The 12,548-nt window shown below is 55.2% G+C and carries 13 protein-coding genes and 1 tRNA gene; 8 read left to right on the top strand and 6 right to left on the bottom strand.

The features are described 5' to 3' along the window. Positions 1–2: 2 nt before the first annotated feature. Together DS901_RS11645 and DS901_RS11640 are read left to right on the top strand one after the other, a co-directional pair. Complete coding sequence (locus DS901_RS11645; RefSeq protein WP_113777122.1) at positions 3–2,669, top strand: ATP-binding protein; 2,667 nt, start codon at positions 3–5, stop codon at positions 2,667–2,669. A 72-nt stretch (positions 2,670–2,741) separates the two neighbouring features. Further along, the gene (locus DS901_RS11640; RefSeq protein WP_113777121.1) at positions 2,742–3,806 is read left to right on the top strand and encodes a flagellar motor switch protein FliM; all 1,065 of its coding nucleotides are present in this window, start codon (positions 2,742–2,744) and stop codon (positions 3,804–3,806) included. Here DS901_RS11640 and DS901_RS11635 read toward each other — a convergent pair. Genes DS901_RS11635 through DS901_RS11625 form a run of 3 tightly spaced genes read right to left on the bottom strand, consistent with a single transcriptional unit; the run spans position 3,803 to position 5,095 of the window. Continuing rightward, entirely contained in the window at positions 3,803–4,228 is a 426-nt protein-coding gene (locus DS901_RS11635) for a TIGR01244 family sulfur transferase (RefSeq protein ID WP_113777120.1), read from the bottom strand. The genes DS901_RS11640 and DS901_RS11635 overlap by 4 nt on opposite strands. A gap of 10 nt (positions 4,229–4,238) precedes the next feature. Continuing rightward, the gene (locus tag DS901_RS11630; RefSeq protein WP_113777119.1) at positions 4,239–4,670 is read right to left on the bottom strand and encodes a DUF6691 family protein; all 432 of its coding nucleotides are present in this window, start codon (positions 4,668–4,670) and stop codon (positions 4,239–4,241) included. After that, positions 4,670–5,095 (bottom strand): YeeE/YedE family protein, encoded by a 426-nt coding sequence (locus tag DS901_RS11625; RefSeq protein ID WP_113777118.1) that lies wholly within the window; start codon positions 5,093–5,095, stop codon positions 4,670–4,672. The genes DS901_RS11630 and DS901_RS11625 overlap by 1 nt, the downstream gene beginning before the upstream one ends. A gap of 189 nt (positions 5,096–5,284) precedes the next feature. Between DS901_RS11625 and DS901_RS11620 the strand changes: the two genes are divergently transcribed. Beyond that, entirely contained in the window at positions 5,285–5,599 is a 315-nt protein-coding gene (locus tag DS901_RS11620) for an ArsR/SmtB family transcription factor (RefSeq protein WP_113777117.1), read from the top strand. Here the strand turns inward: DS901_RS11620 and DS901_RS11615 are convergent. After that, on the bottom strand, positions 5,596–5,811 hold the full coding sequence (locus DS901_RS11615; protein WP_113777116.1) for a hypothetical protein: 216 nt from the start codon (positions 5,809–5,811) through the stop codon (positions 5,596–5,598). The genes DS901_RS11620 and DS901_RS11615 overlap by 4 nt on opposite strands. Positions 5,812–5,922: 111 nt before the next feature. On the opposite strand from DS901_RS11615, the gene DS901_RS11610 reads away from it, so the two are divergent. Further along, the gene (locus tag DS901_RS11610) at positions 5,923–6,180 is read left to right on the top strand and encodes a DUF2312 domain-containing protein (RefSeq protein WP_113777115.1); all 258 of its coding nucleotides are present in this window, start codon (positions 5,923–5,925) and stop codon (positions 6,178–6,180) included. A gap of 3 nt (positions 6,181–6,183) precedes the next feature. Here DS901_RS11610 and DS901_RS11605 read toward each other — a convergent pair whose 3' ends face one another. Continuing rightward, positions 6,184–7,065 carry a hypothetical protein gene (locus tag DS901_RS11605; protein ID WP_113777114.1) on the bottom strand — a complete coding sequence of 294 codons (882 nt, stop codon included), beginning with the start codon at positions 7,063–7,065 and terminating at the stop codon, positions 6,184–6,186. A gap of 80 nt (positions 7,066–7,145) precedes the next feature. On the opposite strand from DS901_RS11605, the gene DS901_RS11600 reads away from it, so the two are divergent. The 3 genes from DS901_RS11600 to DS901_RS11590 all read left to right on the top strand — a co-directional run bounded on the left by DS901_RS11600 (position 7,146) and on the right by DS901_RS11590 (position 10,607). Beyond that, positions 7,146–8,801: an ABC transporter permease gene (locus DS901_RS11600; protein ID WP_113777113.1), complete on the top strand. Its 1,656-nt coding sequence runs from the start codon at positions 7,146–7,148 to the stop codon at positions 8,799–8,801. Between the two features lie 113 nt (positions 8,802–8,914). Further along, positions 8,915–8,990 (top strand) — tRNA-Thr (locus DS901_RS11595). 165 nt (positions 8,991–9,155) lie between these two features. Beyond that, positions 9,156–10,607 (top strand): integrase arm-type DNA-binding domain-containing protein, encoded by a 1,452-nt coding sequence (locus DS901_RS11590; RefSeq protein WP_113777112.1) that lies wholly within the window; start codon positions 9,156–9,158, stop codon positions 10,605–10,607. A 271-nt stretch (positions 10,608–10,878) separates the two neighbouring features. Here the strand turns inward: DS901_RS11590 and DS901_RS11585 are convergent, their stop codons facing one another. Beyond that, positions 10,879–11,400 (bottom strand): winged helix DNA-binding protein, encoded by a 522-nt coding sequence (locus tag DS901_RS11585; protein ID WP_113777111.1) that lies wholly within the window; start codon positions 11,398–11,400, stop codon positions 10,879–10,881. A 169-nt stretch (positions 11,401–11,569) separates the two neighbouring features. On the opposite strand from DS901_RS11585, the gene DS901_RS11580 reads away from it, so the two are divergent. Further along, positions 11,570–12,541 (top strand): TRAP transporter substrate-binding protein, encoded by a 972-nt coding sequence (locus DS901_RS11580; RefSeq protein WP_113777110.1) that lies wholly within the window; start codon positions 11,570–11,572, stop codon positions 12,539–12,541. Positions 12,542–12,548 lie beyond the last annotated feature (7 nt).

Here is a 12,548-nt window from a genome sequence, read left to right as displayed (position 1 = left end):
AGATGCTAGGGTTTAACACCGTCATCGCAATATCACTGTGCTATGTGGCAATCTTGTTTATGGTTGCCTTCTTAGCCGAACGACGGGCAACGCAGGGCAATGCGACTTGGCTGCATTCGCCGCTGATCTACACGCTTTCGCTCAGTATTTATTGTACGGCGTGGACCTTTTATGGCGCGGTAGGCTATGCAGCGCGGTCCGGTTTGGAATTCGTCACGATCTATCTTGGACCAACGCTGATGATGATCGGCTGGTGGTGGATTTTGCGCAAGCTCGTCCGTATTGGCCGCGCCCAGCGGATCACGTCTATTGCGGACCTTGTGTCGTCGCGCTTTGGCAAATCTACTAGTCTTGGGGTGATCGTTACCGTCATATCTGTTGTCGCAGCAACGCCTTACATTGCACTTCAGTTACAATCGGTGACCCTTGCGTTCGCCGTTTTCGCCCAGACAGGCGGGCAGCTTTGGCAAGATGCTGATCTCAATGCGACAGCGATGTGGGTGGCCGTTGGCCTGTTTATATTCACGGTGATCTTTGGCACGCGTAACCTTGATGCCAACGAACGCCACCATGGGATTGTCATGGCAATCGCGGTCGAAGCGGTGGTGAAGCTTATCGCGCTGTTGGCTGTCGGGGTCTTTGTTGTTTGGGGGGTCGCGGGCGGACCTGCCGAAATGATGACGCGGATTGATAGCTCTGACGTTGTTCTCTGGGATCAAAATGGGGGGCGTTGGGTCAGCCTGCTTTTCTTGTCGGGCGCGGCGCTATTGTGTCTGCCGCGCATGTTCCAGGTCTTGGTGGTTGAAAACGCAGACGAACGTCATCTTGCCATCGCGAGCTGGGCGTTTCCGACCTACCTGATGCTAATGAGCCTGTTTGTCGTCCCAATCGCAGTGGTCGGATTGGATCTTTTGCCTGCAGGCAGCAACCCCGATCTTTTTGTACTGACAGTGCCCCTGCATGAGGGCAAACAAGGGCTTGCAATGCTTTCATTTTTGGGTGGGTTTTCGTCGGCGACCTCGATGGTGATGGTCGCCACAATTGCACTCGCGACAATGGTGTCTAACCACATCGTTGTGCCGATGTGGCTTTCGTTGCGCCCTAACGAACAGGCGGTGATGTCGGGGGATGTCCGTCATGTTATCTTACTCGCGCGGCGGCTGTCGATCGCGGGCGTACTGTTCTTGGGGTTGGTCTATTACCGCGTGTCGGGTGGTGGCACGGCGCTTGCCGCAATCGGTCTGGTTTCCTTCTCGGGGGCAGTACAAATCCTGCCTGCCATGCTGGGCGGCGTATTTTGGCGTGGGGCCAGTCGGTTGGGGGCCGCGGCAGGGCTTTTGACCGGGCTTGCGTTCTGGCTATGGACGCTGTTTTTGCCGAGTTTCGGGGTTGAGGCACTGATCAGTCAAACAGTGATAGAGCAGGGGCCATACGGGCTGTCTTGGTTGCGTCCGCAGGCTATGTTTGGGATCGTGGGGCTCGATCCGCTTGTACATGGGTTGCTCTGGTCGATGCTGTTGAATACGGGAATGTTTATCCTTGTGTCGCTTGTGACATTTCCAACCCCGCTTGAACGCCTGCAAGGCGCGCAATTCGTGAATGTCTTTGAACATTCGGCAGCTGCGCCCGCCTGGACCACCGCTGCCGCCGGTGCCGAAGACCTGCTGATTATGGCGCAGCGTATTATGGGCAGCGAACAGGCGCAGGCGATCTTTGAACGTGAAGCCGCGCGGCAAGGAAAAAACGGATTCCTGCCAGAGGTGACCCCTAATTTCGTGGAGCTGCTCGAGAGAGAGCTTGCGGGGAGCGTCGGCGCTGCGACCTCCCATGCGATGGTAGGCCAACTTATCGGTGGCAGCGGCGTGTCTGTTGAAGACTTGATCGCCGTTGCGGACGAGGCCGCTCAGATTTTGGAGTATTCCAACCGGCTTGAAGCCAAATCATCAGAGCAAGAACAGACCGCCCGCGCGCTGCGCGATGCCAACGACAAATTGACGGCACTTTCCATCCAAAAGGACGCGTTTCTTAGCCAAATCAGCCATGAATTGCGCACCCCTATGACGTCGATCCGGTCATTTTCAGATATTTTGCGTGATGGTGATATCCCACTGTCCGACCAGAAACGATATTCCGGGATTATCCATGATGAGGCGATCCGTTTGACGGGATTGCTCGATGATCTGCTTGATCTTTCGGTGCTTGAGAACGGTCAGGTCATGCTGCACGTGAATACTGGCAATCTGGGCGTGCTCATCGAACGAGCGATCGGCGCGGCAGGTGGGTTGGAAGACACGCTCGAAATTGTCTGCGCACCGGAACTGGCCCAAATTGCTGTCACCACGGATCTTGACCGTTTGGTGCAAGTCTTCATTAACCTGATCGCGAATACGCGTAAATATTGCGATGCAGAACAGCAGCGGCTGAAGATATCTGTGCTGAAGCGGGATGGAATGTATCTTATTGATTTTGTTGATAATGGTTGCGGAATTGCGCCGGAAAATCAACAGCTTATCTTTGAAAAATTTTCCCGGGTTGCAGATGGATCAAAGGCCGGTGGGGCAGGGCTAGGGCTCGCGATTTGTCGCGAAATAATGCGCCGTTTGGGCGGTGATATCGCCTATCTGCCCGGGCAATATGGCACTGCCTTCCGGATCACACTGCCCAAATAAAAACTGCAGCGTGTTAGGGCTACTGTAACCAATGGTTGGTTAATCTGGCACCGGGTATTTTGTGGCAGGCGTATGACTGAAAGCACACATTCATCGATTTTGCGGCGCATGGCGGGGCAAAATGAACAAGCAAAGGGCAACAGCCCCGTCACGTCGTCGCGCGCGGTGCGATTGGCGTTGATAAAGGCTGCGAATGATACCGTCGGATTGGTGCTGACGGTTGGTGGTGTCGCGGATCAAATCTTGCCGCTTGATGAAATGTTGGCTGATTTGGAAGATGGTTTACTGCTCATCGGGTTGACGCGCGACGGCCAGCTGGTTGGCCTGGCAGCACTTGATATGGAATTATGTGCCGCAGTGGTTGAAATGCAAACAATGGGGCGGCTCAGCGCGCAAAAGCCGGAAGACCGCGCGCCAACTGGCACCGATAAAACCATGTGTGACCCTATGTTGGCCGCGCTTCTTGCGGCATTGCCGCAGGCGTTGGCGGGAACATCGTTTGGAGGTTGGGTGGATGACATTCAACTGGATGATCAGATTGATAGCAAACGTTGGGCAGGGTTGAACCTGCGCGATTGTCCCTACCGCGTGGTGCGCATGACCACTGATCTAGGTGTTGCAGAACGCAAGGCGGATATTGTCATCGCGCTGCCCGTCATTACGGTGACCCAAGAACCAGAGCTCGCGCCGCCTGCTTGCGTCAATTGGTCCACGGCGTTTCAGGCCAGTATTAACGCCGCACCAACACGTCTGGACGCGCATTTGCATCGGTTTCAGATACCTATAGGTGCTGCGCAGGCATTGACCGTCGGGCAGGTTGTGCCTTTGCCGGGGTGCACTGTGAACTCCGTGCGCTTGCTCGCACCCGATGGAAAGACGGTTGCGCAAGCCAAGTTGGGCCAAGTCGGGGGGATGCGTGCATTGCGGATCGAAGAGGAAATGACGCCCGAGTTAGCAGAGCTTGACGGGGCACCGATGGCTCCCCCAACAGCTTTAGGCGTGGGGGGGCTGATGGATGCAGCACCGGATGATGTTGCAGAGGAACCGGTGCCGCCCATGTCAGATGATACGCCAGACCTCGATTTGGATTTCCCGATGGCCCCAGCAGAAGGGTTTCCAGCGCTTGAGGAAAATTAGCCAGCGGCGAGCGTGTTCAGCTGCGCGCGCATCCCGGCCAAATCATAGCCCGCGGCAGCGGTAGCCGCGATGATATCATCGGTCGCCATTGTCCCTGCTTGACCCAATGACCAAACGATCGACGACCGGGTGCCAGAGGCGCAATAGGCCAGCGTCGGCCCGTCAGAGGCCGCCATTGCCGCATTTTGGCTGTGCACCATATCCATGTTCAACCCTTGATGGGTGACCGGGTTGACAATAAACGTCAGCCCGGCCGCGAGGGCCGCGGCTTCGATTGCGTTTGCCTGATGGCTCGGCGGCACCTCGGCATCGGGGCGGTTGCAGATGATGGTTGTGAACCCGGCCGCCGCAATGGCCGGGATGTCCGCGACATCAATTTGTGGTGAAACCGCGTAGGTCTGGCTGATCTGTCTAATATCCATGGGGTGCCTTTTAGCTTGCCGTTGCCATTTGGTCCAGACGCGTCCGCACGCGTGGCGCGATCAACATGCCCAACAGCATCGCGACTATGAATGTTAGCCCACCGATCCCACCATAGCTGAGCGATGCAACCGCAGGGCCGGGGCAAAGACCAGCCAGCCCCCAGCCTGCGCCAAACAACGTTGACCCGATCACCAAATTGCGCCCGATCCGTGGGTCTGGTGCCGCAGGAAAACTGTCGGCGAAAACGGGTTTGCGCGTCTTTGTGAGCTGCCATGCGATCGCCATTGGCACAATCGCACCCCCCATCACAAAGGCCAGCGTTGGATCCCAAGCGCCGAAAATATCCAGCCAGCCCTGCACCTTATTTGTGTTCGTCATGCCCGAAATCAGCAATCCAACCCCAAAGGTCGCGCCGACAATAAATGAAACCAAAACCCGCATTAGATAACCCCCAAGACATGTTTAAAGATCACAACGCTGAGCCCGCCCGCGCCGATATAAAACCCGGTCGCAACGATCCCGCGCAGCGATAACCGCGAAATTCCGCAAACTCCGTGGCCAGATGTGCAGCCATTCGCCAGCCGCGTCCCAACGCCGACTAGCAGACCAGCGGCGACAAGCACGGCAAGGTTGCCCGTTACATTGGTTTGTGCGCCGCCCATCAAGAGCGCGACGATGCCCGGCACAATGAACAATCCGGCCACCATGGCTGCGCGTTCTTGCCAATCGCTTTTGCCGCTGCCGTCAACAAGGCCCCCGATGATCCCCGAGGCCCCCATGATCCGCGCGTTAAATAAAAGAAAAATGGCGCCCGCAATCCCAATGATTGCGCCCCCAATCAGCCCATAAATCCAGTCAATATGCATATCGTTTTCCTGTCAGGTTAGCCCCAAACGCACTGAACAGTGATTGACATCGGCTTGATTTTCACACGCCAACAACAAATATGTCTTTACATCAGGGGGTATTCACATTTTCTAGTCCCGGCCAATATATCGGCTTTCTGATGCATTTCAATATTGGAATGTTAAAATTTTTATGGTAGTACTGATTGCATGACCGAAGCGAATGAAATGATTGTAGATCAAATGGACGCAGCTGCAGCAGATGCGGCCGATTTGCTCAAGGCGCTCTCAAACCCGGGGCGTTTGCGTATTCTTTGCGCACTGGTTCCGGGCGAACAAAGTGTCGGCGCGCTCGAAGAACAATTGGGCGCAAGCCAATCCTATGTGTCAGGGCAACTATTGCGTTTGCGCGGTGAAGGGCTTGTTGCTTGTGAACGTGACGGGCGCAGCATGCGCTACCGTCTGGCGGATCCGCGTGTGCGTCCGATTTTAGAACGTGTGTACGAGGTCTTTTGCCCGATCTAGCCGAGCATAACCCCGACCACGACAGCCATCAGCCCAATCATCGAGACAAACATCGCGCCCAAATTGATTGGCAGAATTTTTGAAACGCGGGCGCGCAAGTCGTCGTCGGACAGGTTCGCGCGTTTCGCTTTGGTCACTGCGACGATGCTGTAAACAATCCCAACAAGCCCGACGACCGACAAGACCGCCCCGATCCAAACAACGATTTCCATGACCTGCCTCCTTGTATTTCTGTCCGCCTAACGCGCTCAGCTGCGCCATGCAAGGGTTGCAGCGCTGCGGGGCAGGGGCTAGGACATGAAAAACCTTTCAGGAGAGCAGACATGAACGATCAAGTCACCGAGTCAGTGTCCAATGTCGCAGGCGACGAGCTGCGCCAATTTATCGAGCGTTATGAGCGTCTTGAGGCGGAAAAAAAGGACATCGCCGAAGCCCAAAAAGAAGTCATGGCAGAAGCCAAAGGGCGCGGGTATGACACCAAGGTGTTGCGCAAGATTGTCGCGATCCGCAAACGCGACGCAAATGACATCGCTGAAGAAGAAGCCGTGATGGATATGTATATGGCTGCGATGGGCATGTAGGCTTTAGGTGAATGGCAAAACCAGTGTGACACCCTCCATCGCGGAAATTTCCGCGATATCGGCCTCATAGGTTTCTGTCATCGCCTGAACGAGTGCGGCATCAAGCTCTGGCAGGTCGATTTCGACGTCATCCGCGCCGGGAATTGCATGGGCTTCCCAACAATCCGCGATCATGTTTTGGCGCGCAATTTCTGAGGCACCGGGGTTCGCGTTTAACTGATCGCGTAGCTCATTAAAGCCTTCGCGCTGCATCAGCCCATCGAGCGCATCCAAGCCGCCCAATATCGGTGCGGTGGCTGGGATGCCAGTATACCGCCGGATCAGTTGAGGCCAAAGCAGCGGCGTATCTTCTTCGCACCAGACGGTGATCTGTGCGTTCGGAGCGCCGGCCTGTATGCGCCGCACGACATCAGCCCAGCGGATGTCTGCGGGGTGGGTGATGCCCAGAATGGACGCAAATGTTGTCGCTTTGGGTCGCCGCAGCAGGTCTTGCAAAAAAGTAGCCGGATGCCGGATCGCGAAAAATAGGCTGAGATCATCATCGGGAAAGAGGTTGAGCAGGGCCCGTACCTTTGGCTCAGCCTGCGGATAAAACGCCCCGTGCTCGAAAACCCGGTTGGGCACGCAGATGAAATTGCCGTTGGCCAATAGCAGGCGGCGCGCACGATCGTCTTCGACGATACTATCAAGCAGCACGTCACGAGTGCCGGGCGCAGGTTGTGCGCCATCAAGCCCTTGAATCGTTGTGCGAATAAGGCTGCGGTATTTCCCCGGACCGGGCGCGGCGATACCGTTTTTTACCAATGCATCCGCATTGCGCAGGGTCGATTTCAGCAACCGGTCCTCATCGATGCCATGCGCGCCGATGTGATGTGCAATTTGCATGGGCTCACCCTTTTAGTCTGACTGCCGGTATCATAGGGGGATTTCTGGACAGTTAAACTGCTTTCGGATAGTGCAAATTTATGTCCGATCAAATACGTCAGTTACCTCTCGTCCAGCCCAAGCGCCTACGCGTATCGCCATGGTCTATTGGTGCGGTTTGCATCGCTGTGATGGTGTTGATCCCGATTGTCGCGGTGATTTGGTTCGCCTTGACCCCGACCGAAAATATCTGGCCCCATTTGTTACGCACGACTTTGCCACGCTACCTGACAAACACGGCGGTGCTGATGTTTTCTGTCGGGGCGCTTACGGCGATGATCGGCACTGGGGCGGCGTGGATGGTCGTGATGTATAAATTTCCGGGGCGGCGGGTTTTGCAATGGGCATTGTTGATGCCACTGGCCGTCCCTGCCTATGTCGGGGCCTATGCGTTGGTCGATTTTTTGGAGTACGCAGGCCCCGTTCAGACCACCCTGCGTGAGGTGATGGGTTGGCAAACCGCCCGCGATTATTGGTTCCCCGGTATTCGGACGCGTGGTGCTGCCATCTTGGTGCTCAGCATGGCGCTCTACCCCTATGTCTATCTTTTGGCGCGGGCCGCATTTCGCGAACAATCTGGCGCGGCCTACGAGGTTGCCCAAGCGCTTGGGGCAGGGACCTTTGGGCGGTTCTACCGGGTTGGCTTGCCGCTGGCGCGACCCGCAATTGCGGCCGGGGTTGCTGTCGTGATGATGGAGACGGTGAATGATTTTGGCACAGTTGATTATTTCGCGGTGCAAACGCTGACCACCGGCATTTTTTCGGTCTGGTTGCAGGGGGGGAATCTTGGAGGGGCCGCGCAACTGGCGACCTGCGTTTTGGGGTTGATTATTCTGTTGGTGACGCTGGAAAAACTGAGCCGCCGCAAAAGCAAATTTTTTGGCTCTGCACGTGGGCAACGCCCTGTCACTGCGGTGGCGCTGCACGGTTGGCGGGCTTGGGCGGTGACATTATGCTGTCTTATCCCTGTCATTGGCGGTTTTATCTTGCCTGTTGGCGTTCTGATGACACATGCGTTTGACGCTGGGCAATGGGTCGCTCCGGGTCTGCGCCGTGCCCTGTTCCATACAATTACCGTCGGCGGGATTGCCGCTGTTTTGACCGTATTAGGCGGGGTGTTCATGGTCTACGGCGTGCGCTTGTCGCACAAGCGCTTGCCTGCGCTGCTGATGCCGGTCACAGCGATTGGCTACGCTGCACCTGGGGCCGTCTTGGGGCTTGGGATTCTCGTGCCTTTGGCGAAATTTGATAATGTTGTTGCAGATACTTTTGTGCGCTTTGGGTTCGGCGATCCGGGGCTGATCTTTACCGGCTCCGCGGCCGCGCTTGTGCTGGCCTATGTCGTGCGATTCTTTGCGATTGGGCAGGGCACGGCAGACGCCGCATTGGGCCGCGTATCCCCTAGTTTACCCATGGCCGCGCGCTCGCTTGGGCGGAGCGCAGGCGGAACCTTGAAGGCTGTGCATTTGCCGCTGGTCAAAGCCTCCATCGGATCGGCGCTGCTTTTGGTCTTTGTAGATTGCGTTAAAGAACTACCCGCGACCCTGCTTTTGCGCCCGTTTAGCTATGAAACATTGGCCACCCGCGTGCACGCGAAAGCCTCGCTCGAAAATATTTCCCAAGCCGCTCCTGCCGCGTTGATGATTACTTTGGTCGGGCTGGGAGCCGTTGCATTACTGGCGCGGACAAACCGGTAACAGGGTTGTAAGAATTTTTCTGCAAATGAAGCAAAAACCCCATTGCATTGCCAAGTTTCTCCCTGCTATATGCCGCTCAGTCGATGAGACGACGCAGGAAACTGCACACCAGTGCCCCTATAGCTCAGCTGGTAGAGCAACTGATTTGTAATCAGTAGGTCCGCGGTTCGAGTCCGTGTGGGGGCACCATTTTATCATCCAGATTTATCCAATGACATCCGAATGATCCTTGTTTATAAGGGATTTGTCGAGATCGTTTGTCCAATGCTGCTTTATAACGTCCAGCAGCGTACCCCCAGAAAAGGGGTATTATTGGGGGTACGATAAAAATTGGAAAAACTGCCTACCCCCACCATGCCCTTAAGTGACATCAAGATTCGAAATCTAAAACCACGCGAGAAGGCTTATAAAGTCAGCGACTTTGAAGGGCTGTTTGTGCTTGTGAAGGTCAGCGGATCAAAGTCGTGGCGCTTTAAGTACCGTATCGATGGCAAAGAGCGTTTGTTGGTGATCGGGGACTATCCAGCAGTGACGTTAGCGAAGGCGCGTCAAGCGCGCGATATTGCCAAGGCCCAATTGGCGGACGGTATTGACCCTAGCGAAGCCAAGCAGGAAGAGAAACGTATTAGGCTTGAGGCCAAAGGCCAGACCTTTGAAAAAATCGGTGCCGCATTTCTAGCTAAACAACGCAAAGAGGGGAAGTCAGCGGCCACACTGTCGAAGACAGAGTATCACCTGAAACTCGCGAACAGTGACTTTGTTCAAGTAGGAATAATTAACGGCAAGACCTTTACAGGCATTGCGCAAATAATTTCGGGTTTAATGGCCCGAGAATACTACCGGTTGGAAAAGAAGTTTGGCAGGACAGCAGGTGAGTTGAACTCGTTGCTGATGCTCTCTTCAGAGCTTAGGGTTTCACCCCTGACGAACGACTTGGATCTTGGGTACGACGTCGATCTCTTTTATGGAATTAGAGTCGCCGAAAAATACGATCTGGGAGATGGCTACTTCATTGCTCCATTCGACGAATTTCGCGATTACATTGATCCAAGTTGGTTTAAAGATCGGGCGCCAGATCAAGTGAAGGCGCGTGATCTAGAGTTGTTTTTTGGGATCGCGGCCCCGTTCCGTTGGAAGCCAGAATTCCACCAAGTGAATGCCCGTCTGCGGGACAGACGCCCGAAAGACGTGCCTTTGTTGTTTCACCGTGTCGCAGCAGAGTTCGCCGAGCTCTTGTCAGTCGTGCTGGAATGCCCAATAACGTGGGTGTATGACTTTCCGTGTGTTGTCTCAAAAACAAGCCTTCAACTCTTGGGACAACACTATGGCTCTGGTTCGGCAAGAGCTGGTGAGTTTGTTGGCAATTTCCACGACCCGTTCCGGAAGCAAAGTCCCGCAAGCCCAGATCGTGTTCGACATGCGGTGGAACTGTTCTCAAAAAAAAGCACGACAAACTACGCGACGGTAGCTCCATTGATTCACCGACTTGCTGAGGCCCAAAGGACATTTGGCAGGTTTGCTAAGGAAGATCGCATCCTTGATCTTGCAATCATCTTCGAACGCTACTTTCCAAAAGAGAAGACATACAAGAAGGAGTTGAGCCGCAACGTTTCTAGCCTCTTGGGTGCGAGCAACGAAGAGAATGTTCAGATTGGTGAGGACATCGATAGCTTTTACAGAACCCGCAATGCAATCGTTCACGGAGGTAAGAACAAGGGAGATGCGGAACTGCTGAAGGAAATCGACCAAGCTTTGGAAAACGGCTTCAAGTACGCTCGTGCCTTGCTGCTGCACTCGATTTCCTGAAATCAGCTCAGAGCTGAACACTCACTCCTTCCAGAGTGCCACTTGCGAACAGAAAGTGGCCTAAATGTGCACTTAGGACGGCACGAAAAAGCGACTGGTCCAAATTACTTTTTGGCGCAAAGGTGGGGCCGTTCAGTGCAGCGTCGTTACGCAGATTTCAAAATGGCTGCGGTTTGGGGGCGCGAGACGTCAACGAATGATGGAAACACGGGATGAGTACCCGTCAAAGTCATAAGCCGGTCCGGTTTCTTTGCTAGAGCGCGCAGCGGTTTCAAAGTGTAGCGGCGGCGCGGCTGGCTTGGTCGTAATGGCCGGACAGAGCGCGTAGCATCCGGGCCAGTTCCCGCAGTTCTGCGCCGCTCATTTCCGCAGGCGAGAGGCCGTTCAGCAAGCATTGTCGCCGCACATCCCGGTAGGCCTCGCACAGGGCGACGCCTTCGGGCGAAGTGCGATAAAACACTTCCTTGCCTCTCTTTTCCGAAACCAGCAATCCGGCCTTTAACAATTTGCGCAGAGCGTAATTCACTGTATGGCTGTCTTCGATGTTCAGCAGAAAGCTGATGTCGGAAAGCCGCTTGTCCCTGTCACGATGATTGACGTTATGCAGGATCAGAATTTCGAGAGGGCTCAGGTCGGGCTGGCCTGCAGCGGCCATGCAGCGCGTGACCCATCGCGAAAAGGCGTTGAACCCGACGATCAATCCAAACTCAAGCTCTGACAGTTCCCAGCCGTCGCCTTGGGCGAGATGGCGAGAGGAGACGATTCGGCGGTCAGCGGGGGGGGTGTCAGTCATTTATAGCTCTCTTTATGCTCAATTCGCTGATAATTTCCGCATATAATGTCAATATTTCCCTAGCATTTCAACAGCCGGAGCTGAATTTGGTGAACTATACTTATAAAACGTTGACGAAATGTAAGTGTAGTGCAAGCCTGTTTCCATCCAACAAAGCAGGGAGAGCACAATGCTCATTTCACGAATTCTTGGCGGGGCAGCCGCCGCTCTAACGGGTCTAACGATCAGTGCGCAGGCTGAAACTTGGGATATGCCGACGCCTTACCCAGATGCGACCTTCCACACCGTCAATATCACCGAGTTTGCCGCTGATGTGGCTGCGGCCACGGATGGCGCACTCGAAATCAACGTCCATTCTGCGGCATCACTCTTTAAGCACCCCGAAATCAGCAGGGCTGTGCGCAGCGGTCAGGTGCCCATTGGCGAATTTTTCCTGTCGCTCTTGGCCAATGAAGATCCGGCCTTTGGTGCGGACTCACTGCCTTTCCTCGCCACCAACTACGAAGATGCAGAGCGCCTTTGGGCTGCCCAGAAAGACGTCATTTCCGAGCTTCTGGACGAACAAGGCATGATGGTTCTTTATTCGGTGCCATGGCCGCCGCAGGGACTTTATACCACGGGGGAGATCAATTCAGTCGAAGACCTCGCAGGGCTGAAGTTCCGCACATATAACGCCACCCTTGAAGAGTTCGCCAACCTTGCAGGTGCGGCGCCCACACAGGTCGAAAACCCGGATATTCCGCAGGCCTTCAGCACCGGACGTGTCGAGGCGATGATCACCTCATCCTCGACTGGTGTGAATTCCAAGGCGTGGGACTTCCTGACACATTACACCGACATTCAGGCATGGATTCCCAAGAACGTCGTGGTGGTCAACACCCGTTCTTTCCGCCGTCTGGACGACGCCACACAGACCGCTGTTCTTGAAGCCGCCGCCGCCGCAGAAGCCCGCGGCTGGGAGATGAGCCGTGCGGAAACCGAAGCACAAACAGCGGTTCTGGCTGAAAACGGCATCATCGTTGTGGAGCCATCAGAGGAACTGATGACCGGATTGCGCGAGATTGGTACGCAAATGCTGGAAAACTGGAGCGCTGAAGCAGGCGACGCCGGTGCCGCATTGCTAAGCGCCTACGGCCAATAACCTAACG

The sequence above is a fragment of the Loktanella sp. D2R18 genome (assembly GCF_003318235.1).
GTDB lineage: Bacteria > Pseudomonadota > Alphaproteobacteria > Rhodobacterales > Rhodobacteraceae > Yoonia.
This window is presented reverse-complemented; position numbering and strand designations above follow the sequence as displayed.

Excerpts from the sequence above, each read along its gene's own strand:
- DS901_RS11645 (WP_113777122.1), top strand. The coding sequence starts at position 3 with ATGCTAGGGTTTAACACCGTCATCGCAATATCACTGTGCTATGTGGCA.
- DS901_RS11640 (WP_113777121.1), top strand. The coding sequence starts at position 2,742 with ATGACTGAAAGCACACATTCATCGATTTTGCGGCGCATGGCGGGGCAA.
- DS901_RS11635 (WP_113777120.1), bottom strand. The coding sequence starts at position 4,228 with ATGGATATTAGACAGATCAGCCAGACCTACGCGGTTTCACCACAAATT.
- DS901_RS11630 (WP_113777119.1), bottom strand. The coding sequence starts at position 4,670 with ATGCGGGTTTTGGTTTCATTTATTGTCGGCGCGACCTTTGGGGTTGGA.
- DS901_RS11625 (WP_113777118.1), bottom strand. The coding sequence starts at position 5,095 with ATGCATATTGACTGGATTTATGGGCTGATTGGGGGCGCAATCATTGGG.
- DS901_RS11620 (WP_113777117.1), top strand. The coding sequence starts at position 5,285 with ATGACCGAAGCGAATGAAATGATTGTAGATCAAATGGACGCAGCTGCA.
- DS901_RS11615 (WP_113777116.1), bottom strand. The coding sequence starts at position 5,811 with ATGGAAATCGTTGTTTGGATCGGGGCGGTCTTGTCGGTCGTCGGGCTT.
- DS901_RS11610 (WP_113777115.1), top strand. The coding sequence starts at position 5,923 with ATGAACGATCAAGTCACCGAGTCAGTGTCCAATGTCGCAGGCGACGAG.
- DS901_RS11605 (WP_113777114.1), bottom strand. The coding sequence starts at position 7,065 with ATGCAAATTGCACATCACATCGGCGCGCATGGCATCGATGAGGACCGG.
- DS901_RS11600 (WP_113777113.1), top strand. The coding sequence starts at position 7,146 with ATGTCCGATCAAATACGTCAGTTACCTCTCGTCCAGCCCAAGCGCCTA.
- DS901_RS11590 (WP_113777112.1), top strand. The coding sequence starts at position 9,156 with ATGCCCTTAAGTGACATCAAGATTCGAAATCTAAAACCACGCGAGAAG.
- DS901_RS11585 (WP_113777111.1), bottom strand. The coding sequence starts at position 11,400 with ATGACTGACACCCCCCCCGCTGACCGCCGAATCGTCTCCTCTCGCCAT.
- DS901_RS11580 (WP_113777110.1), top strand. The coding sequence starts at position 11,570 with ATGCTCATTTCACGAATTCTTGGCGGGGCAGCCGCCGCTCTAACGGGT.